The following is a 19,354-nucleotide window of genomic DNA, read 5'->3' as shown; positions in this document are numbered from 1 at the left end:
CGCGCACGGTGGCGCTGCCGCCGTTCGCCGGGCCGCCGCTGCCGGGGGTCAGCGCGCTGATCTGGGTGGTGCCGGTCATGCCCTGGATCGGCTGCGGGCAGACCACCGCGGTGCGCTCGACCTGGGCGCCCACCGCGGCGCCGGGCGGCGGTCCGGCCGGCGCCGCCGGTGGGCGCAGCTCGGCCACGCCGAAGACCAGGCCCAGGACGGCGGCGCAGGCCAGCAGCGAGACCCCGGTGCGGCTGGGGCCGGGACCGCCCGCCGCCGCCTGGTGGTCGGCGTCATCGGCGCCGGCGGAGCGCTGCAGGGAGAGCGAGGGCACCCTCATGTCGGATCAACTCCGTATCGCGGGTCGGCTCCGTCGTGCTGCGGGTGGCCGCCGTAGGAGGGGTCGTCGGGGTCGTGCGGATGGGCCTGGCCGGGCTGCCAGGGCTGTTGCTGCTCGCCGCCGGGGTAGCCCTGCTGCGGGTAGCCGTCGTAGCCGTACTCCGGCGGGTAGGACTGCGGGTACGGCTCGCCCTGGCCCTGGTAGCCGCCCTCGGCGTACGGCTGCTGCTGCTCGCCGCCGTACGGCGCGCCCTGGTACGGCTCGCCGCCCTGGTAGCCCTCCTGCCCGGGGTAGGACTCGCCGCCCTGGTAGGGCTGCTCGCCGCCGGCGTACTGCGGCTGCGCGGCGTAGGCCTCGTAGGACTGGGCCGCGTACGGGTCGTAGCCGTACGGGTCGGCCTGCTCGTAGTCGCCCTGGCCGTACGCCTGCTGACCGTAGGGGTCCTGGTGGGCGGCGGCCGCCTGGTAGGCGTCGTCGGCGGCCTGCGCGGGGATGCCGGCCGCCGCGCCGTAGACGCCCGGTTCGGCCTCGGCCGGCTCGGCCTCGCCCTCCCCGCGCTCGGCCATCCGGCGGGCCCGGCGGCTGCCGGGCGCCGGGGCCTGCGCCTGGGCGGCGGCGGCCAGCGCGGCGGCGGCCACCACCTCCTCGGGCAGGTCGTCGTCCTTGTGGCTGCGCCGGCCGGGCAGGGCGAGCACCAGGACGGTGACGCCGAGCAGCAGTTGCAGCCAGACCCAGCCGGTGTGCAGCAGGCCGGTGGTGCGGGTGACCTCGAGCTTGCCGCCGCTCGCGGGCAGCTGGAAGCCCTGCGCCCAGCCGTCCACGGTGACCGGCTTGAGGGCGGTGCCGTCCAGGGTGGCCTTCCAGGCCGGGTCGGCCTGGTCCGCCAGCCGCAGCACCCGGCCGTCGGGGCCGGCCGCGATGGTCGACTCGACGTCCTGGGTGCCGGCGGCGACGGCCACCGGGGCCGCGCCCGGCGCGGTGATCACCACGCGGACCGCCGGTACGCCGGTCACCTGCCACAGCGCGGTGCCGTTGCCCTGGCTGAGGCGGATCAGGCCGGGGGTGGTGTCCAGGGAGTCCATCACCTTGGCGGTGAGCGGGTCCTGGACCACCAGGTACTGGACGCCGAAGCCGGCCAGCGCGCCGGCCTGGTCGGCGCCGGAGCCGGCCAGCAGGCTGCCGACCAGGGAGTTCAGCGCGCCCCTGGTGGCGCCGCCGCTGTCCACCGTGCCCTCGGCCTGGCCCAGCGTCAGGCCGCCGCCGCGCACCAGCGCGAAGCGGACCGCGGAGCCGCTCGCGTCGCCGGTCAGCACCAGGGTGCGGGCCCGGTCACCGGTCCCGGCCTCCTCGGCGATGAAGGCGGGCACCTGGCTCTCGGCGGTGCGGCGCAGCGGCCCGTCCGCGCCGTTGACGGCCCACCAGACGGCGGTGCCCAGCGGGGCGAGCACGGCCGAGGCGACCACCAGCGCGGCCACCGGCTGGCGCCAGCCGAAGGCGCTGCCGGCCACCCGGGTGTTGGCGCCGTCGGCGCCGATCGCGGCCGCCGCCAGCAGCGCGATGCCGCTGAGCAGCGTGGCTGGTCCGGCCCAGGCCGCCACGGCCGGGCCGCCGGAGGCCGGGGTGACGCTGGTACCGGCCACCACCACGGCGAAGCCCAGTTCGGCGCCGGCCGCGGCCCAGGCGGCCAGCACCGCGCGCCGGCGGTCCGAGCGCAGCAGCGCGGCCAGCGCCGCGAGCACCACGCCGGCCGACAGCCAGACGGGCGGCACGCCCGAGCCGCCGGGGTTGACCAGCAGCAGGCCCGGCGCACTGGCGGCCCGGCCGTCGAAGCCCGGCAGTCCGGCCTCCAGCAGCAGGTGCGAGGGGTGCGCGAGCACGTGCAGCGACCAGGGCGCGAGCACCAGCACGGGCAGCAGCAGGGTCACCGCGATCCGCGGGCCCAGCAGCCGCAGGGCCGCCAGACCCGTGCCGTAGGCGCCGCCGCGCAGTATCGCCGCGGTGAGCGCGGCCAGCGTCAGCGGGACGGCGATCGCCCAGGTCAGCGGCACGAAGGCGGTGCACAGGGTGAGCAGCAGGACGGTCATCCAGGTGGACCGCCAGCCGGGCCGGGCGCCCCGGGCGGCGGTCTCCTTGCGGATGCCCAGGCCCGCCGAGATGGCCGCGGCGCGGGCCAGCGGCGGCAGCAGGACGGCGAGCACCGCGGTGCCGATCCGGCCCTGCGCTATGGCGCCGGCGGCCGCGGGCAGCAGCGCGTAGGTGGCGCTGGCCCAGGCCCGTACCAGCTTGGAGCCGAGCAGCGGGCGGGAGACCAGGTAGGCGCTGACCGCGGAGAGCGGCACCGAGAGCACCAGGACCAGGGTGATCGCCAGGTCCGCGTGGTCGAACAGCAGCCAGGAGAGCACCGAGAGCACGGCCAGGTACGGCGGGCTGGCGGCGGTGGAGCCGGTGCCGACCGGGTGCCAGGCGCTCGCGTACATGTCCCACAGCCCGGACGCGCCGTCCGAGGCGGGCAGCAGCGCGCCGCCGAGCAGGGTGCCGCTGCCGAGCAGGTTGCGCCCGGCGATCAGCGCGAAGACCAGCAGGCAGGCGAAGAGCACCGGCGCGGGGCGCCGGGCCAGCTTCTTGATCAGCGCGAACTGCTCGACCTCGAGCACCTCGCTGTCCTCGTCGCCGCCGCTGGACTCCGCCGAGCCGTGCCGGCCGACCGTGTCGTCGCCGCCGCCGATGCCCAGCGAGCCGATCGCGCTCTCCACCGCGAGCCGCGCGGTGGCGCCGGGCGGCGGGAAGAGGCTGCGGTCGTCCAGTGCGTCGTAGGAGCGGGTGCGCGAGCGGCGCTTGCGGGCCAGCAGCAGCCGGGGCAGCCGGACCAGTTCGTGGCCCAGGCCCGCGACCTCGTCCAGCGCCTGCTTGGGGTCCTTGCCGACCAGGTTGGCCAGGACCCGCAGCAGGGTGCCGAGGATCAGCCGCAGCAGCACGTAGGGGAAGACCATCCGCCCGGAGTTGGCCAGCAGCGTGTAGACCGCGCCGGCCTTGTCGACCCGGTGCGGGTGCGCCGCGCCGCAGTCGATCGCGCGGCGCTCGCGGCTGGCGGCCTCGGCGTGCCGCAGCACGGCGTCGGGGGCGACCACGACCCGGTGGCCGGCCGCGTTGACCCGCCAGCAGAAGTCGGTGTCGTCGCGCATCAGCGGCAGCGCCTTGTCGAAGCCGCCGAGCTGCTCGAAGACGTCGCGGCGCACCAGCATGCCGGCGGTGGAGACCGCGAGCACCGGGCGCACCTGGTCGTGCTGGCCCTGGTCCTGCTCGCGGCGGTCCAGGCCGGTCCAGCGCCGTCCCGAGCGGGCGATGGTGACGCCGACCTCGAGCAGCTGGCGCCGGTCGTACCAGCTGCGCAGCTTGGGGCCGATGACGGCGGCCGAGGGCGTGGTGTCGGCCACCTGGAGCAGTCGGCGCAGCGCGTCGGTCTGCGGTTCGCAGTCGTCGTGCAGCAGCCAGAGCCACTCGACGGGCTGGGTCTCGCGCGGGCCGCCGGTGGCGAGGTCGTCCTCGGAGGCGAGCGGGTCGCCGAAGTCGTCCCAGCCGCCGGTGACCGGGTCGTAGCCGGAGGGGTCGAGGCTGTAGGGGAGGTCCTCGGGGCGCAGCGGCGGGCTGTTGAAGACGGCCTCGGCGACGGCGGTGCCGAAGCCGGCCCGGCGCCCGAGCACGATCGGTCCGCTGTCGGGCAGCCAGTCCTCGAGGGTGTCGCGCAGCAGCTGCGGGGAGGCGTCGGTGCTGCCGGTGTCCACCGCGAGGATGCGCTGCACCTGGCGGTCCTGGCCGAGCAGGCCGGCCAGCGCCTGCGGCAGCCAGCGGGCGCCGTCGTGGCTGACGACGACGGCGGTGACCAGGTGGCGCGGGTACGCGGGGGGCCGGGACTCGCCCGCGCCGAACCGGCCGCGCGGCAGCCCCGCGTGCGGTTGCTGGCCGGACGACGGCTGGTCGGGGTAGCCGTTCTGCTGGCTGTAGGCAGTCATCGAGTGCGCAGGCCCCGGTTCCGGTGGACGGCAGGTGGCGCACCACACTAACGGCTGTGGATGACCGGGGTGCCCACCCGGTGGGGTGCTGCCGGGGCCCCGCGAGGGCGGCGCCCTCCCCGGCGGCGGGCGCCGAACGCAGGCAGCGCACGGAAATGCAAAAGCGCCCCGCCATCCCGGCGAGGCGCTTGCACAACTACGGTGGAATCTGTACAGATTCTGCAAAAAGTCATGCGATCGGACTATCGCGGTCAGACCGCGCTCTTCTTGAGCCTGCGACGCTCGCGCTCGGAGAGTCCTCCCCAGATACCGAACCGCTCGTCGTTGGCGAGGGCGTATTCGAGGCATTCGGATCGCACCTCGCAGGCGAGGCAGACCTTCTTGGCCTCGCGGGTGGAGCCGCCCTTCTCGGGGAAGAAGGACTCCGGGTCGGTCTGCGCGCACAGCGCGCGCTCCTGCCAGCCGAGCTCCTCTTCCTCTTCGATGTCCTCACCGATCAACAGCTCAAAGAGCTCGCTCATTGGCGCGCCTCCTCTGCCCCTCTTGGCGTCCCCGTGCGTGCGGCCGTTGCCTGGATCGGCTGAACGACACGAGTGAAATTACATGTGCGTCACTCTGGCTCAGTCAAGCCGAGCTCTGGTATTGGGTCGCGAATTCACTCCCCGGAACCAAGCGGCTACAAATAGTGTACATATCCGGACAGAACGGACTTTCCGCAGCTCGCAGCCCGCATGACCTGCGCGGGAGCCCCACCACCCCCGTACTGGGGGACGTGTGGCGGACCGATCCGGTTGCCGGTGGCGTCCACTGCGACGACAGTGCCCGCGAGCGCCGCCGTCCGACCCCGGTCCCGCCGGGGAGCAATCCGGTCAACCGCCTGCCTTCCCGGCGATCTCCGCATCGAAACCTAGAGGGGGACTTATCACCCGATCCGGTGGTTCGTCCCTGATGTGACCCGAATGTCCCCAGGGTCTGTTTGACAATCGCCCCCGCCAGGAGGTCTCCTGTATCCCATGTCAGAGTCCATCGCCCAGCGGAGCCGCCACATCGTGCTCCGTCGTGCCGCGAGCGCTCTGTGTTGCCGTCGCTGCTCCTGTTGTCGCTAGGCGCGCCGGCCCGCTCCACCTCTTCTCCCCGGCCTCGGTGCGCCGCTCCAGGACCACCGAAGGCCGCCCGCGCGTGCGAAGTCCCCTCCCGCGGATCCGGCTGATCCCCCCACCGACCAGCCGCACACGAGGATCCCGATGCGCGATCGACTCCGCCCCCGCAAGCGCAACCGCGACCGCAACAAGCACGCCCGCCGGGCCGCGCTGCGACTGCTCCAGGCCCCCGCCGCCCCCGCCCCTGCCGCCGTCCCGGCGCCCGCCTGGGCCGACGGCCTCAGCGATCTGAGCATCGCCGGCGACCCGCTGGCCTTCCCGCACCTGACCCGCACCGACCTGCCCGGCCACCCGACCACGGTGGCCGGCTACGCCCGGCTGGTGCGCGAGATCGCCGCCGACCGCGACCGCTGGGCCCCGCTGGTGCGCTACGACGCGCTCACCCGCTGGTACGCCCGGCTGGAGACCGGCCCAGGCTACGAGGTCTGGCTGCTCAGCTGGCTGCCCGGCCAGAGCAGCGGCTTCCACGACCACGGCGAGTCTGCCGGCGTGATGACGGTGGTCCAGGGCGAGCTGGTCGAGCGCTCGCTGACCCGCGCCGGCGAGGGCACCCGCACGCTGCGCCCCGGCGGCCAGCGGGTCTTCTCCGACGGCTACCTGCACGAGATGCTCAACGGCTCGCTGGAGCCGGCCGTCAGCATCCACCTCTACACCCCCGGGCTGACCGCGATGACCCAGTACGGCACGGCCGGGGAGCAGCCGGCCTCCGCCGCGCTGCCCGAGCAGACGGGCGCGCCGGCGCCCGCTCCCGCGCCCGAGGTGTGACGGTCCGTCGGCGCGGGTGGCCGACGGGCGTAGCGGGTACCCGGACGCGGTGGGCGGCCTGGCAGGATGAGCGCATGCGTATCGTGGCACTGGCAGGCGGGATCGGGGGCGCACGCTTCCTGCGCGGTCTCAAGGACGTGATCGCCCCCGACGACGAGATCACCGTCATCGGCAACACCGGCGACGACATCCACCTCTTCGGTCTGAAGGTCTGTCCGGACCTCGACACCGTGATGTACACCCTGGGCGGGGGCATCCACGAGGAGCAGGGCTGGGGTCGGGCCGAGGAGAGCTTCGCGGTCAAGGAGGAGCTGGCCGCCTACGGCGTCGGCCCGTCCTGGTTCGGGCTCGGCGACAAGGACTTCGCCACCCACATCGTGCGCACCCAGATGCTGGGCGCCGGCTACCCGTTGAGCGCGGTCACCGAGGCGCTCTGCGACCGCTGGCAGCCCGGCGTGCGCCTGCTGCCGATGAGCGACGACCGGGTCGAGACGCACGTGCGGATCACCGACGAGCAGGGCACCCGGGCGGTGCACTTCCAGGAGTACTGGGTGAAGCTGCACGCCTCGGTGCCCGCCGAGGCGATCGTCGCGGTCGGCGCGGAGGGCGCCAAGCCGGCGCCCGGCGTGCTGGAGGCGATCGCCGCGGCCGACGTGATCCTCTTCCCGCCGTCCAACCCGGTGGTCAGCATCGGCACCATCCTGGCGGTGCCCGGGATCCGCGCGGCGGTGGCCGCCGCGCCCGCGCCCGTGGTGGGCCTCTCGCCGATCATCGGCGGCGCGCCGGTGCGGGGCATGGCGGACAAGGTGCTCGCGGCGGTCGGCGTGGCCGCCACCGCGCAGGACGTCGCGCTGCACTACGGCGCCGACCTGCTGGACGGCTGGCTGGTGGACGAGGCGGACACCGCGGCGGTGGCCGCCGTCGAGGCCGGCGGGATCCCGTGCCGGGCCGTCCCGCTGCTGATGAGCGACCCCGCGGCGACCGCGGCGATGGCCCGGGCCGCGCTGGAACTGGCCGAGCAGGTCCGGGCGTGAGCGCGGTCGACGGTGAGTCGCTCGACCGTGGCGCGCTCGACCGTGGCGCTGTCGACGGCGGCACGCTCGACGGCGGCCTGAGCGGGCTCGACGGTGGCGCGGGCCGCGCGCTGGAGGTGCTGCCACTGGAGGGGCTGCCCGAGATCGAGGCGGGCGCCGACCTCGGCGCGCTGATCGCCAAGGCCGCCACCGGCACGACCGACCTGCGCCACGGCGACATCCTGCTGGTCACCTCGAAGATCGTCAGCAAGGCGGAGGGCCGGCTGCTGCACGCCGACGACCGGGAGGCGGCGATCGACGCCGAGACGGTCCGGCTGATCGCCCGGCGCGGCCGCACCCGGATCGTGGAGAACCGGCAGGGTCTGGTGATGGCGGCCGCCGGCGTGGACGCCTCGAACACCCCGCCCGGCACCGTGCTGCTGCTGCCCGAGGACCCGGACGGCTCGGCGCGCGCGATCCGTGCCCGGATCCAGGAGCTGACCGGCCGCCAGGTCGCGGTGCTGGTCACCGACACCTTCGGCCGCCCGTGGCGCAACGGCCTCACCGACGTGGCGATCGGCGCCGCCGGCCTGGACGTGCTGGAGGACCACCGCGGCCGCACCGACAGCCACGGCAACGAGCTGGCGATGACCGTCACCGCCACCGCCGACGAGCTCGCCGCCGCCGGCGACCTGGTCAAGGGCAAGGCGACCGGCACCCCGGTGGCGCTGGTGCGCGGGCTGCCCGGCCTGGTCACCGAGCAGGACGGCGACGGCATCCGGCCGATGATCAGACCGGTCGAGGAGGACATGTTCCGGCTCGGCACCTCGGAGGCCGTACGCACGGCGGTCACCCTGCGCCGGACCGTGCGCGAGTTCAGCGACGAGCCGGTCCACCCGGACGCGGTGCGCCGCGCGGTGGCCGCCGCCGTCACCGCGCCCGCCCCGCACCACACCACGCCCTGGCGCTTCGTGCTGCTGGAGTCCCGCGCCGCCCGCACCGCCCTGCTGGACGCCATGCTCGGCGCCTGGCAGCGCGACCTGCGGGAGCTGGACGGCTGGGACGAGGAGCGGATCGCCCGCCGCACCGCGCGCGGCGACGTGCTGCGCAAGGCGCCGTACCTGGTGGTGCCGTGCCTGGTGATGGACGGCTCGCACGACTACCCCGACGCCCGACGGGCCGGCGCCGAGCGGGAGATGTTCACGGTGGCGATCGGCGCCGCCGTGCAGAACCTGCTCGTCACGCTCTCCGGCGAGGGGTACGGGACGGCCTGGGTCTCCTCCACGATGTTCTGCCGCGAGGTGGTGCGCGAGGTGCTGGAGCTGCCGGCGGGCTGGGACCCGATGGGCGCGGTGGCGGTCGGCCGCCCGCTCGCCCAGCCGAAGGACCGTCCCCAGCGCGGGGTGGAGGACTTCGTCACGGTGCGGTGAGGGGCGGCGGGGGCGGCGCCTCCTCGACGGTGTCCTCGCCGTCCTCGCAGCGGGGGCAGTGACAGGGGGGCCACTCCAGTGTGATCGGGTGCTGGTAGGGCTCGCCCAGGTGGACGGCGCTGCGGGAGAGTTCGACCTCAGCGCCGGTCGGGGTGCGGCGGTAGGCGCGCAGGGTCATGGTGCTCTTGGGGTGGCGCGGTGGGCTCATCTCGGTACCTCACTCGGTGCGGCAGACCGGGCAGTTCGGCCAGGCCAGAGGGCACGGTCTCGCCGCGCAGGACGCGGCCCGTGCAACCCGCGTGAGCAGTGACGTGCTCGGCGAGCGCCCGGAGCGCGCGGACGGTGCAGCCGCCGATCTCGACGTGGACCCCGTCCGGGGTGACGGTGACGCGGCCGGCGCTGAGCCCCGGTAACGGCGGCAGGCCGGCCAGCGCCAGCGCGTCCACCATCGCGTCGACCACCCGCTCGGCGGCGGCGCGCTGCTCGCGCTCCTCGCGCTCGCCCCGGCCCTCAACCCTGCTGCTGGGCACGGGCGGTCAGTCCGTCGCGGAGCAGCGAGGCGATGCCGGCGACGACGTCGGGACGGGCCCGGCCGAGGGTGACCAGGACGTCGCCGGTGATGCTCGGCCAGTCGGCGGCCAGGGACGGGAGCGGGTAGCCGGCCTCGCCGAGAACGGCGGCCAACTCGTCTGCCGCGGTGGTCGCTTGACGCTGTGCGGGGGTCGTGAGGTCCATCGGACACCTCCGGGCACTACGGTGCGGTGGCCGCTGACTGCGGCCGGTGCGAACGAGTCTGTTGCGCGCGCATTTTCTACGCAAGACCTGCGCGCGCATTCGCCCTCCGCTTCACTCCTGTGAGTGACCCGTCCGGCCTTTCGGCGCGTTACGCTTCGTCAGGACGAGGTCCACAGCCTGGGAGGAGAGGCGTGTCGATCAACCCGCAGACAGCCCGGTCCCTTCGCGCCTTCGGGCGACAGCTCCAGCAGTTGCGCGAGGCCACCAGGCCGCGCGTGACGCAGAAAGCCGTCGGCGAGGCGATCGGCAAGAGCCGCGACATCGTCTCGTTCATCGAGCGCGGCGGTCAGTGGCCGACGGCACGTCAACTCATGGTCATGCTGGACCTCTACGAGGTCGACGCGCAGACCCGCGCGGCCTTCCAGGCGCTGTACTTCACGGCCCAGGAAGCCGCCGACGTGTGGTGGGCGGAGTACCCGGACCTGTCGAAGAACCTGGTCCGCCTGATCGAGCTGGAGGACGTCGCCGAGAAGGTCTGGATCTACGCCAGTGGATCAGTACCAGGACTCCTCCAGACCCCGGACTACATCAAGGCGATCTTTCACTTTGAAGCGCTGGAGTTCGGCAACTCACGGACCAGCCTCTATGCGGAAGTCCGCCACCGCAGGAGTGAGGTCCTCAGGCGGCGCCGACCCATCGTTCTGGACGCCGTAATCGCCGAGGGGACCTTGCGCGAGCATGCCGGTGGAGCCGAGGTGATGCGGGGACAGCTGAAGTACCTCCTGGAGATGTCGACGCGACCCAACATCACGATCCGCGTGATCCCGAAGGAAGCCGCCGTAGCACCGAGTTCGGTCGGGCCGTTTTCGATCTTCGACTTCGCGAGCGAGCCGAGCATCCGAATCGCAGACGTGTTGAGCGGCATTTCCTTCACCGAAGAGGCCAAGCCCGTGCGTTACGCACGTCGGCTCTACGACTACATGGGCGGCTTCGCCGCCACGCCCCTGGAGTCGACGGCTCTCATCGAGAAACTGATCAAGGAGATCTGACATGGACAAGGGCACCCTCCGCACCGCCGACCTCTCCGCCAACGTCTGGCACAAGTCGCATCGAAGCGGCGAAGCCGAAAGCAACCTGTGTGTCGAGGTGACTCCCATCGTCATCGCCGGCGCCGTCGCGGGCTACGCCATGCGCGACTCCACCGACCCCGAGGGGCCCAAGCTCTACTGGACCGTCGGCGAGTACACCGCCTACACGCGCGCCATCCAGGACGGCCAGCAGAACCTCCTGCCATGACCACCACCTCCCTCACCGGCGTGCGCAACTTCCGTGACGTCGGCGGCCTGCCCGCCGCCGACGGTCGCGTGGTCCGCACCGGACGGCTCTTCCGCAGCGGGCACCTCGCCCGGGCCACCGCTGGCGACGTGGCGGCTCTCGCGGCGCTCGACCTGCGCCTGATCGTCGACCTGCGCGGCACCGCCGACCTCACCATCGACCGGGCCGACGTCCCGGTCCCCGGCGCCGCCCACCTCTCGCTCTCGCTCACCGACCCCGCGCAGGGTGCCCGGCTCTACCGCCTGCTGCGCGAGGGCGACCTGGCCACGCTGCGGGCCGAACTCGGCGACGGTGGTGCCGAGGCCAGGATGGTCACCGCCTACCGCAACCGGGTCCTCGACCGTACCGAGCAACTCGGCCGGCTGCTGGTCACCCTGGCCGAACCCGGCGGCCTGCCCGCCCTGCTGCACTGCTCGGCGGGCAAGGACCGGGCCGGCTGGGCGATCGTCATCGTGCTGCTCGCGCTCGGCGTGCCGCAGGAGGCGATCCTGGCCGACTACCTGCTCAGCAACGACCCCACCCAGGCCTACCGCTTCACCCGCTCCGACGGCACGGTCCCCGAGCCCGGTTCGGAGCTGTGGACCCTGCTGCGCCCGATCTTCGAGGCCCGGCCCGCCTACCTCGCGGCCGCCTTCGACGCCGTGCGGACCCGCTGGGGCGGCCCCGAGGCCTACCTGCGCGAGGGCCTCGGCCTCACCCCGGCCCGCCGCACCACCCTGCGCGAGCTGCTGCTGACCGAGGGCTGAGGCCCCCGGCCCCCGGGCTCAGACCTCGACGCCGGGAGCGTGGCGCCCGTCCGCGACGTGGACGACGTGCAGCTCGCCGCCGTCCCGGTCGCGCTTGGAGCGTCCGCAGAGCCCGACGGCGAACTCCGACGGCTCGTGCGGCTCGTGGGGGGCGACGTAGGTGAGCACGTCCTGGTGATGACCGGTGACCACCCACCCCTCGGCGTCCTTCAGGTCGATCACTCCGAAGTCCGCCGCCGGGGACCCGACGTGCACCGGGCCGAACTCCCGCAGGAGCTCGGTGGCCTGCTCGGCGAGGTCGCCCTCGGGGGCGGTCAGCACGACGCAGGTGCCGTGTTCGAACAGCACCCAGGACTTCTCGGGGTCGGCCAGGAGTCGTGTCCAGATCTTGGTGAGCGTCTCGGCGTCCATGCCGGTCATCATGGCCCGGGCCACCGACAGTTCGGGGCGGCCCGGGGTCGCTCCCCCGATCAGGTCCCACTGTCCGTAGGGTCGGGCACATGCTCCTGTGGATCAACGGCCCCTTCGGGGGCGGCAAGACGCAGACCGCGCACGAGATCCGGCGCCGGCTGCCCGGCAGCGTCATCTGCGACCCCGAGCACGTCGGCTTCGGCCTGCACCGGATGACACCGCCCGCCCTGCGCGCGGACTTCCAGGACATCGCGGCCTGGCGACAGGGCGTCCTCGAGGTGCTGGACCTGGCGCTGACCCGGCAGGACGGGGTGGTGATCGCCCCGATGACGGTCGTGGAGCCGGCCTACTTCGCCGAGACGGTCGGCCGGCTGCGCGAACGCGGCCACGACGTACGGCACTTCGCGCTGCTCGCCGAGCGGGCGACGGTCGTGCGGCGGCTGCGCGAACGCGGTCTGGGGCACGTCGTGCGGGTGACCGGCGGCAGGCAGGCCCCGCTGCGCCGGGAGAGCTTCGCGCTCTCCAAGCTCGACCTGTGCCTGGAGCGCCTGCGCGCACCGGAGTTCGCCGAGCACGTACGGACGGACCACCGCACGGTGGCGCAGGTCGCCGACCACCTCGCCGCCTCCGCCGGACTCACCCTCACCCCGAACACCGACGGCCCGCTGCGCGGCCGCCTGCGCCGAGCCTGGACCAGCGCCCGCCACATCCGCTTCGACTGACCGGTGCAGATCACAGCGTCGTCGGCCGCGCGCTAGTCACACGGCCGGTAGTAGGTCTCGCCCTCGGGAGTGACCTCACGAAGGAAGGTCAACGCCTCACGGCCGAGGCCGAGCGTGGCCAACAGCAGGTCCAGGGCCTCTGCCTGGTCACTCGCAGCCTTGGCCAACCAGACGTAGACACCGGGGAGAGGGTTTCCGGCGGTCCGACTCAACGCAAAGTCGATCTCCTGGATGGCGAACATAGCCGCCTCGACCTCGCCCAGGTCCTCCCAGCCATGTTCGACGGTGAGTCGCAGGCGTGCCGCCAGAGGTGCCATCGGGGTGCTCAGTCCGGCGATCAGGTCGAAGGCCCCCAGCGCATAGCCCCAAAGGCTCGTCTGGAACGCCGGGTTGTCGTTCCGTCGCCATCCGCCACCCCCTGAGCCCCATGGCGACGGAGCCGGATCCCACGTCGGGTCCGGCCCCGGTACGTCGATCTCTGCCACAGTTGGCCCCCTTCACCTGCGCGACCTGCGCGACCTGCGCGACCTGCGCGACCTGCGCAGAACCTACCTCCCCGCCTCCAACGCCTCCAGCGCCTCGATTTGGAGCGTCTCCAGGTACTCCCAGGGGTCGAGGTCCCGCTCACGCATCTCGCGCTCAACGCGCCAGTGGATGAACCGTGAGTGGGGAGCCCCGAAAAGGTGACGTCGGTCGATGTCGAGGTCCGGGGACTCTGTCAGCCACTTCACCAGGAGGCCGGTCATGCTCAGATCGAACTCGATGAAGGGATGATGGCGCTCCCACAGGACAACCGGCCAGCGCTCGGGAACCGATCCCGTCGTACGCCAGTAAACGGCGCCCCACAGGTCGCCGTTGCCGTCCGCCAAGCGGAGTCCGCACAGCAGCGCCCCGGGCTCCGGCCACAGCGGGTAGTCGGACTTCGTGTGTTTGAGCCACGCGGCCTTCTCGGGCGTCGGGGTCATCTGGCCTACGGACGCAATCCCCGACTCATGCCTTCCGCTCACAGGCGGAAGCACCATCAGACACTCGTCGATAGTGCCGACGCCGTAGACGGAGATCAGGTCGCGGAAGTCCACCGGCAACTGGCAGCCGAGATCCCGCTCAACCACCGGCCAGTCGACTCGCTCTCCGTCCTCCGGGCCGGGAGGCAGCAGCGCCATGAGACGGTCCACGTCAGGGTGCACAGTCGCCGTTCCTTCGCAGCCACGTGATCACGAGCGCTCACTGTATGCCCGCCTGGTGACACTCATACGACCCGTGGTGACAGCCTTCACCATCCCCACCGCGCCCGCCCGCGTGACTCGGTTCGCTGAGACGAAGGGCTCGACGACTGGGTTCGCCGAGTAGACGCCTCGATGGGATGGGACGGTCACCAGATCAACTGAGACAGGACAAGCCTGCCGCCGTCCTGTGCCGCTGCCCCTTGACGGTTTGCCACTGGAGATTGGCCGACAAGTGTTCGTGCCAACGACGTCAAGGTTCAGTGGCACAGGACAGCCACAGGCTGGGGATCCACGCCCAGGAGCCCACGGGGAAGGACGCCCCCGACTGCTACTGCCGTCCAGCGGTCGCCGCCAGGGGTAGTTACATCTGATTGATTAAGTTAATGTAAGTATCCATGGAGCAGCAGCCCCCTTCCCCCGCCGGCGCCACGCCCACCCCCGACCCCGACCCCACCCCCGACCCCGCCGAGGTCGCCGCCGAGGTCGCCGCCGAGGTCGCCGCCGGGCTGCGGCTGGCCGTCGGGCGGATCGCCCGCCGGGTGCGCCAGTCGCAGGGGGTCGGCGAGCTCACCCATCCCGAACTCTCCGTGCTGGCACGGCTGGAGCGGGACGGGTCGCTCTCGCCCGGGGTGCTGGCCGAGCTGGAGCGGGTGCGCCCGCAGGCGATGGCCGCCACCCTCGCGGGGCTGGAGGAGCGCGAGCTGGTGACCCGCCGTCCGGACCCCACCGACGGGCGGCGCCTGCTGATCTCGCTGACCGAGGCCGGCGTGCGGATCGTCACCGACGGCCGTTCGGCCTCCGTGCAGCGGCTGGCCGGTGCCGTCGGCGCCGCGCTGACCCCCGCCGAGCAGCGCGAACTCCTGCTCACCCTGCCCCTGCTCGAACGGCTCGCCGAGTACCTCTGAGAGCACCCCCGAGAGCACCTCTGACGGGCGTCCTGCCGGACCGCGAGCGCCCCGGTGTACACCACCCGGGCACCCCGCACGTCCGGACCGGCGCAGCGCGCCGGCCCGCCGGCGGACCGACGCGACAGGAGTCACCGCAGATGTCCAAGTCCCCCCTGCCGACCACGACCCCCGCCTCCCCCTCGATACCCCCGCCCGCGCTCGCGGCGGCGAGCCCGCCGTCCGGCGACCGCTACAAGTGGGTGGCGCTCTCCAACACCACCATGGGCGTGCTGATCGCGACCATCGACAGCTCCATCGTGATCATCTCGCTGCCGGCGATCTTCCGCGGCATCGGGCTGGACCCGCTGGCGCCCGGCAACATCGGCTACCTGCTCTGGATGATCCTCGGCTACACGCTGGTCTCCGCGGTGCTGGTGGTCGCGCTGGGCCGGCTCGGCGACATGTTCGGCCGGGTCCGGATGTACAACCTGGGCTTCGCGGTCTTCGCCGCCGCCTCGCTCGCGCTCTCGCTCGACCCGTTGAAGGGCGGGGCCGGCGCGCTCTGGCTGATCGGGTTCCGCGTCGTGCAGGCGGTCGGCGGGGCGATGCTGACCGCCAACTCGGCCGCGATCCTCACCGACGCCTTCCCGGCCCGCCAGCGCGGCATGGCGCTGGGGATCAACCAGATCACCGCGCTGGCCGGGATGTTCCTGGGCCTGCTGGCGGGCGGCGTGCTGGCGGCCTGGGACTGGCGGGCGGTCTTCTGGGTCAGCGTGCCGTTCGGCGTGGTCGGCACCTACTGGTCCTACCGCAGCCTGCGCGAGACCGGCGTCCCCCGGCCCGGACGGATCGACTGGCTGGGCAACCTGACCTTCACCGCCGGGGCGGGCACCCTGCTGGCGGCCGTCACCTACGGCATCCAGCCCTACGGGGGCCACTCCACCGGCTGGACCAACCCGTGGGTACTGGGGGGCCTGGCCACCGGCACCGGCCTGCTGGTCGCCTTCTGCGTGGCGGAGACCCGGGTCGCCGAGCCGATGTTCCAGCTGGGGCTCTTCCGGATCCGCGCCTTCGCGGCCGGCAACCTGGCGGCGCTGCTGATCGCGATCGCCCGCGGCGGCATGCAGTTCATGCTGATCGTCTGGCTGCAGGGCATCTGGCTGCCGCTGCACGGCTACGACTTCGAGCGCACCCCGCTGTGGGCCGGCATCTTCATGCTGCCGCTGACCATCGGCTTCCTGGTCGGCGGGCCGGCCTCCGGCTACCTCTCCGACCGCTTCGGCGCCCGGCTCTTCGCCACCACCGGGCTGCTGCTGGTGACCGGCTCGTTCGTCGGGCTGGTCGCGCTGCCGGTCGACTTCTCCTACCCCGCGTTCGCCGCGCTGCTCTTCGTCAGCGGGCTGGGCCAGGGGATGTTCGCCGCGCCCAACACCTCGGCGGTGATGGGCAGCGTGCCGGCCGACCAGCGCGGGGTGGCCTCCGGCATGCGGGCGACCTTCCAGAACTCCGGCAGTGCGCTGTCGATCGGGCTCTTCTTCTCGCTGATGGTCTCCGGCCTGTCCAGCTCGCTGCCGCAGACCATGAGCAGCGGCCTGCAGGCGCAGGGCGTCCCCGCCGGCACCGCCTCCCAGGTGGCCGGACTGCCGCCGGTCAGCACGCTCTTCGCGACCTTCCTCGGCAACAACCCGGTCGCCCACCTGCTGGGCCCCAGCGGCGTGCTGAGCACCCTGCCGGAGAGCAGCGTGCGCGCGCTCACCGGCCACCGCTTCTTCCCCGAGCTGGTCTCGGGCCCCTTCCACCAGGGCCTGGTCACCGTCTTCGGCGCGGCCGCCGCGATGGCGCTGGCCGGCGCGCTCGCCTCGGCCCTGCGCGGCCGCCACCAGGCCGAGCCGCTCGAACCGACCGACCCGCCGACCGGAACCCCCAAGGCCTGACCCACCCCGGTCCGGTGGGGGGCCGCACCGCGGGGCGGTGCGGCCACCGGGCCGTCAGAGGTTGCGGTACACCTCTCGGCGGTGTCCCACGTGGAGCACCAGGATCACCAGGACCCCGTCCCGCACTTCGTAGATCAGGCGGTACTCACCGACTCGCAGGCGGTACAGGCCTTCGTGTCCGCTGAGCTTCCTGATGCCGAGACCCTCGGCGTAGGGATCGTCTCCCAGTGGTGTCAGCGCGGTGAGGATGCGCAGCGCCTCGGTCTGACCGATGGCCCTCAGTTGGCGTCCGGCGTGCGTGGTGAAGCGGAACGCGTACTTCACGCCGCCCCACCCGATGCCGTGCCGGGGTCGGCGAACAGGTCCGCGAGGAGCTCGGCCATGCTGACGGTCGGGTCGTCACGGTGCGCCTGCGCCTCGCGGGCGGCCAGTTCGTCGGCGGCGTCCTCAATGGCGTCCAGGATCGAGATCGGCACGACCGCACCCACACGCTCGCCCTTGCGCGTGATCACCGTGATCTCGCCGGCCTCGGCCTTCGACACCACCTCAGCGAGGTGGGCCCGGGCGTCACGAATACTCAGTGCGTCAGCCATGCGCCCAGTGTACGCGCCGGTGTGTACACCACGTCAGGGCGGGCGGGCTCCCAGGTGCCGTGCCGGCCGGCGCCTGGGCGACCCCGGTGGCGGTCGGCGTTCAGTCCTGTGGGTCAGCGGGTCAGCGGGAGCGGTGGTCGTTGGGGGTCAGCCGGGGGCCGTAGCGCGGCGGGCGGAGGCCGGTGAGGCCGATCAGGCGGCAGACCCGGTGGCGGTGCGGGGCGTAGGGGGCGAGCAGTTCGAGGAGCTGGGCGTCGTCGGAGCGGGGGCGGCCGGCCAACGCCCAGCCGACGAAGTTCGCCAGGTGGTAGTCGCCGACCGAGACCGCGTCGGCGTCGCCGTTGCTGCGCTGCAGGGTCTCGGCGGCCGTCCAGTGCCCGATCCCGGGCACCGCGGTGAGCCGGGCGAAGGCCTCGGCGTGCGCGAAGCCGGAGGCCTGCTCCAGCCGCGGGGCCAGCCGCACCGCCCGCTGGACGGTGGCCGCGCGCTTGGGGTCGACGCCGGCCCGGTGCCACTCCCAGGAGGGGATCAGCGCCCACTCGCGGGCGGACGGCGCTACCCGCAGGCCCTGGGCGGTCCCGTACGCCGTGCCCGGGGCGGGGCCGGGGGCCGGGGTGCCGAAGTCGCGCAGCAGCAGCCGCCAGGCCCGGTACGCCTCGTCCGAGGTGACCTTCTGCTCCAGGATCGCCGGCACCAGCGACTCCAGCACCAGGCCGGTGCGGCACAGCCGCAGGCCCGGGTGGGTGCGCTGGGCCTCGCGCAGCGGGCCCGGCGGCAGCAGCAGGCCTGACGGGTCGTCGGTGGCGCCCAGCAGCACCGGCAGCCGCTCCAGCAGCCAGGCCGCGCCCGGCCCCCAGGCCTGCGCCCGCACCTCGCCGGCCCGCTCGGCCACCCGCAGCGTGCCCGGGCCGGCCGGGGTGCGCGACGCCCGCCAGAGCGACCCGTCGCCGGCCAGCCGGCAGGCCGGGTCGCCCGGACCGCGGCGCAGCGGGGCGAGGGTGCGGTGCAGGTCGAGCGGCCGGTCGGGGACCCAGGCGCGCTCGTGGGGGGCGTCGTCCACCCGTCCAGTGTCTACCGCGCTACTGACGGCCCTGGAGGTGGGAGGCCAGCGCGCGGATGTCACCCAGCCGGTTGGCCAGGGTGTCGCCCGGGCAGTCGGTGTTGAACGCGTCCCGGTGGCCGGAGATGGCGCTGAAGGTGTGCGAGGTGCCCTGCGGGTAGCGGCTGCCGCTGCTGGCCGAGGTGAGGGTGACGCTGCCGCCGGCGTCGCGCCCGGTCAGGCCGAGCTTCCAGGCCGCGATCTTGGCCACGCCCTCGACCTGGGCCTGCGGCGGCTGGGCGTCGTCGAAGGTGCCGATCGCCGCGACGCCGGACGAGTCGGTGTTGAAGCCCAGCGTGTGCGCGCCCAGGACCGAGCGGGCCACGCCGCCGGCCCGGCCCTCGTAGATCTGACCGCAGCGGTCGACCAGGAAGTTGTACCCGATGTCCCGCCAGCCGTTGGTCTGCACGTGGTACTGGTAGATGCCGCGGATGATCGCCGGGGCGTCGGAGCAGCTGTAGTCGTTGCCCGTGTCGGTGTGGTGCACGAAGACCTCACGGACGTCGCCGGTGTAGACGAAGCCCGACTCGCGCAGCGACTCGTCGGCGCCCCACCCCGAGCGGGTGACGATGCCGGGCCGCGGGGCCTGGTGGTCCACCCCCGGGGCCAGCCGCGGGGCCGGCGGCTCGGCGGCGGGCGCGGCGGCGCGGGGCGCGGCACCGGGGTCGACCAGGTCGACCCGCAGGCCGGCCGGGAGCGGGCCCGACCCACCGGCCCGGACCTCGACCCCGTCGCTGGGGCCCACCCAGAGCGGGGCGGTGGCGGCGCGGGTGCCGGGGGCGGTCCGCTCGGCCTGCTCGGGCTGGTCCTCGGAGTCGGTGGGCAGGGCGCGCCAGGCGCTCCAGGCACCGCGCCCGGCCGCCCGGGTGCGGACCTGGACGCCGCCGGGCGGCACCGCGTCCGGGTCGTCCCAGCTGACGCCGAGCAGCGAGAAGCCGGCGGTGGTGCGCGCGGTCAGGC

21 protein-coding genes and 1 pseudogene are annotated in these 19,354 nt (G+C 73.7%); 9 read left to right on the top strand and 13 right to left on the bottom strand.

Annotation, left to right across the window (positions count from 1 at the left end):
* The 3 genes and pseudogenes from ABD323_RS31325 to ABD323_RS31315 all read right to left on the bottom strand — a co-directional run.
* Positions 1-328: pseudogene (locus ABD323_RS31325) on the bottom strand (hypothetical protein); the annotation flags it as partial.
* Entirely contained in the window at positions 325-4,338 is a 4,014-nt protein-coding gene (locus ABD323_RS31320) for a glycosyltransferase (RefSeq protein ID WP_344445413.1), read from the bottom strand. The gene ABD323_RS31320 and the pseudogene ABD323_RS31325, both read right to left, overlap by 4 nt.
* A 251-nt stretch (positions 4,339-4,589) precedes the next feature.
* A complete protein-coding gene (locus ABD323_RS31315; RefSeq protein WP_035848588.1) occupies positions 4,590-4,859 on the bottom strand; it encodes a WhiB family transcriptional regulator in 270 nt (89 codons plus the stop codon).
* Between the two features lie 867 nt (positions 4,860-5,726).
* Here ABD323_RS31315 and ABD323_RS31310 point away from each other — a divergent pair.
* The 3 genes from ABD323_RS31310 to ABD323_RS31300 all read left to right on the top strand — a co-directional run bounded on the left by ABD323_RS31310 (position 5,727) and on the right by ABD323_RS31300 (position 8,706).
* Positions 5,727-6,263, top strand: a complete 537-nt coding sequence (locus ABD323_RS31310; RefSeq protein WP_344445416.1) for a cysteine dioxygenase — start codon at positions 5,727-5,729, stop codon at positions 6,261-6,263.
* Positions 6,264-6,337: 74 nt separating this feature from the next.
* On the top strand, positions 6,338-7,297 hold the full coding sequence (gene cofD, locus ABD323_RS31305) for a 2-phospho-L-lactate transferase (RefSeq protein ID WP_344445412.1): 960 nt from the start codon (positions 6,338-6,340) through the stop codon (positions 7,295-7,297).
* 77 nt (positions 7,298-7,374) lie between these two features.
* Complete coding sequence (locus tag ABD323_RS31300; RefSeq protein ID WP_344445415.1) at positions 7,375-8,706, top strand: coenzyme F420-0:L-glutamate ligase; 1,332 nt, start codon at positions 7,375-7,377, stop codon at positions 8,704-8,706.
* Here the strand turns inward: ABD323_RS31300 and ABD323_RS31295 are convergent.
* The 3 genes from ABD323_RS31295 to ABD323_RS31285 are packed head-to-tail and all read right to left on the bottom strand — an operon-like array spanning position 8,693 to position 9,441.
* Entirely contained in the window at positions 8,693-8,884 is a 192-nt protein-coding gene (locus ABD323_RS31295; protein WP_344445411.1) for a hypothetical protein, read from the bottom strand. The genes ABD323_RS31300 and ABD323_RS31295 overlap by 14 nt on opposite strands.
* The gene (locus tag ABD323_RS31290; RefSeq protein ID WP_344445410.1) at positions 8,844-9,236 is read right to left on the bottom strand and encodes a hypothetical protein; all 393 of its coding nucleotides are present in this window, start codon (positions 9,234-9,236) and stop codon (positions 8,844-8,846) included. The genes ABD323_RS31295 and ABD323_RS31290 overlap by 41 nt, the downstream gene beginning before the upstream one ends.
* Complete coding sequence (locus ABD323_RS31285; protein ID WP_344445409.1) at positions 9,217-9,441, bottom strand: hypothetical protein; 225 nt, start codon at positions 9,439-9,441, stop codon at positions 9,217-9,219. Before ABD323_RS31285 ends, ABD323_RS31290 begins: the two co-directional genes overlap by 20 nt.
* Positions 9,442-9,632: 191 nt before the next feature.
* Here ABD323_RS31285 and ABD323_RS31280 point away from each other — a divergent pair, with 191 nt between their 5' ends.
* The 3 genes from ABD323_RS31280 to ABD323_RS31270 are packed head-to-tail and all read left to right on the top strand — an operon-like array spanning position 9,633 to position 11,522.
* On the top strand, positions 9,633-10,490 hold the full coding sequence (locus tag ABD323_RS31280; RefSeq protein WP_344445408.1) for a helix-turn-helix domain-containing protein: 858 nt from the start codon (positions 9,633-9,635) through the stop codon (positions 10,488-10,490).
* Between the two features lies 1 nt (position 10,491).
* The gene (locus ABD323_RS31275; protein WP_344445407.1) at positions 10,492-10,737 is read left to right on the top strand and encodes a DUF397 domain-containing protein; all 246 of its coding nucleotides are present in this window, start codon (positions 10,492-10,494) and stop codon (positions 10,735-10,737) included.
* Complete coding sequence (locus tag ABD323_RS31270; protein ID WP_344445406.1) at positions 10,734-11,522, top strand: tyrosine-protein phosphatase; 789 nt, start codon at positions 10,734-10,736, stop codon at positions 11,520-11,522. Before ABD323_RS31275 ends, ABD323_RS31270 begins: the two co-directional genes overlap by 4 nt.
* An 18-nt stretch (positions 11,523-11,540) precedes the next feature.
* Here ABD323_RS31270 and ABD323_RS31265 read toward each other — a convergent pair whose 3' ends face one another.
* Positions 11,541-11,942: a hypothetical protein gene (locus ABD323_RS31265; RefSeq protein WP_425556219.1), complete on the bottom strand. Its 402-nt coding sequence runs from the start codon at positions 11,940-11,942 to the stop codon at positions 11,541-11,543.
* Between the two features lie 80 nt (positions 11,943-12,022).
* On the opposite strand from ABD323_RS31265, the gene ABD323_RS31260 reads away from it, so the two are divergent.
* Positions 12,023-12,655 carry an AAA family ATPase gene (locus tag ABD323_RS31260; RefSeq protein ID WP_344445404.1) on the top strand — a complete coding sequence of 211 codons (633 nt, stop codon included), beginning with the start codon at positions 12,023-12,025 and terminating at the stop codon, positions 12,653-12,655.
* A gap of 32 nt (positions 12,656-12,687) precedes the next feature.
* On the opposite strand, the gene ABD323_RS31255 is transcribed toward ABD323_RS31260, so the two are convergent.
* Positions 12,688-13,140: a hypothetical protein gene (locus ABD323_RS31255; RefSeq protein WP_344445403.1), complete on the bottom strand. Its 453-nt coding sequence runs from the start codon at positions 13,138-13,140 to the stop codon at positions 12,688-12,690.
* Positions 13,141-13,203: 63 nt separating this feature from the next.
* The gene (locus tag ABD323_RS31250; RefSeq protein ID WP_344445402.1) at positions 13,204-13,818 is read right to left on the bottom strand and encodes an SMI1/KNR4 family protein; all 615 of its coding nucleotides are present in this window, start codon (positions 13,816-13,818) and stop codon (positions 13,204-13,206) included.
* Positions 13,819-14,276: 458 nt separating this feature from the next.
* Here ABD323_RS31250 and ABD323_RS31245 point away from each other — a divergent pair, with 458 nt between their 5' ends.
* Positions 14,277-14,786 (top strand): MarR family winged helix-turn-helix transcriptional regulator, encoded by a 510-nt coding sequence (locus ABD323_RS31245; RefSeq protein WP_344445401.1) that lies wholly within the window; start codon positions 14,277-14,279, stop codon positions 14,784-14,786.
* 263 nt (positions 14,787-15,049) lie between these two features.
* Positions 15,050-16,702 carry an MFS transporter gene (locus ABD323_RS31240; RefSeq protein ID WP_344445414.1) on the top strand — a complete coding sequence of 551 codons (1,653 nt, stop codon included), beginning with the start codon at positions 15,050-15,052 and terminating at the stop codon, positions 16,700-16,702.
* A 54-nt stretch (positions 16,703-16,756) separates the two neighbouring features.
* Here the strand turns inward: ABD323_RS31240 and ABD323_RS31235 are convergent, their stop codons facing one another.
* The 4 genes from ABD323_RS31235 to ABD323_RS31220 form a co-directional block, all read right to left on the bottom strand.
* The gene (locus tag ABD323_RS31235) at positions 16,757-17,026 is read right to left on the bottom strand and encodes a type II toxin-antitoxin system RelE family toxin (protein ID WP_344445400.1); all 270 of its coding nucleotides are present in this window, start codon (positions 17,024-17,026) and stop codon (positions 16,757-16,759) included.
* Positions 17,023-17,295 carry a type II toxin-antitoxin system Phd/YefM family antitoxin gene (locus ABD323_RS31230; RefSeq protein ID WP_344445399.1) on the bottom strand — a complete coding sequence of 91 codons (273 nt, stop codon included), beginning with the start codon at positions 17,293-17,295 and terminating at the stop codon, positions 17,023-17,025. The genes ABD323_RS31235 and ABD323_RS31230 overlap by 4 nt, the downstream gene beginning before the upstream one ends.
* 121 nt (positions 17,296-17,416) lie before the next feature.
* Entirely contained in the window at positions 17,417-18,355 is a 939-nt protein-coding gene (locus tag ABD323_RS31225; protein ID WP_344445398.1) for a DNA-3-methyladenine glycosylase family protein, read from the bottom strand.
* A 19-nt stretch (positions 18,356-18,374) separates the two neighbouring features.
* On the bottom strand, positions 18,375-19,354 hold a 980-nt coding region (locus tag ABD323_RS31220), incomplete at its 5' end, for a peptidoglycan recognition protein family protein (protein ID WP_344445397.1).

Origin of the sequence: Kitasatospora nipponensis (assembly GCF_039528135.1) — a bacterium.
Taxonomy (GTDB): Bacteria; Actinomycetota; Actinomycetes; order Streptomycetales; family Streptomycetaceae; genus Kitasatospora; species Kitasatospora nipponensis.
Note: the sequence above shows the minus strand (reverse complement) of the source record. Positions and strands in the feature narration are given on the sequence as shown.

Coding starts and splice junctions, on each gene's coding strand:
- ABD323_RS31245 (WP_344445401.1), top strand. CDS start 14,277: ATGGAGCAGCAGCCCCCTTCCCCCGCCGGCGCCACGCCCACCCCCGAC.
- ABD323_RS31315 (WP_035848588.1), bottom strand. CDS start 4,859: ATGAGCGAGCTCTTTGAGCTGTTGATCGGTGAGGACATCGAAGAGGAA.
- ABD323_RS31240 (WP_344445414.1), top strand. CDS start 15,050: ATGGGCGTGCTGATCGCGACCATCGACAGCTCCATCGTGATCATCTCG.
- ABD323_RS31275 (WP_344445407.1), top strand. CDS start 10,492: ATGGACAAGGGCACCCTCCGCACCGCCGACCTCTCCGCCAACGTCTGG.
- ABD323_RS31295 (WP_344445411.1), bottom strand. CDS start 8,884: ATGACCCTGCGCGCCTACCGCCGCACCCCGACCGGCGCTGAGGTCGAA.
- ABD323_RS31320 (WP_344445413.1), bottom strand. CDS start 4,338: ATGACTGCCTACAGCCAGCAGAACGGCTACCCCGACCAGCCGTCGTCC.
- ABD323_RS31250 (WP_344445402.1), bottom strand. CDS start 13,818: ATGGCGCTGCTGCCTCCCGGCCCGGAGGACGGAGAGCGAGTCGACTGG.
- ABD323_RS31270 (WP_344445406.1), top strand. CDS start 10,734: ATGACCACCACCTCCCTCACCGGCGTGCGCAACTTCCGTGACGTCGGC.
- ABD323_RS31260 (WP_344445404.1), top strand. CDS start 12,023: ATGCTCCTGTGGATCAACGGCCCCTTCGGGGGCGGCAAGACGCAGACC.
- ABD323_RS31265 (WP_425556219.1), bottom strand. CDS start 11,942: ATGACCGGCATGGACGCCGAGACGCTCACCAAGATCTGGACACGACTC.
- cofD (WP_344445412.1), top strand. CDS start 6,338: ATGCGTATCGTGGCACTGGCAGGCGGGATCGGGGGCGCACGCTTCCTG.
- ABD323_RS31230 (WP_344445399.1), bottom strand. CDS start 17,295: ATGGCTGACGCACTGAGTATTCGTGACGCCCGGGCCCACCTCGCTGAG.
- ABD323_RS31285 (WP_344445409.1), bottom strand. CDS start 9,441: ATGGACCTCACGACCCCCGCACAGCGTCAAGCGACCACCGCGGCAGAC.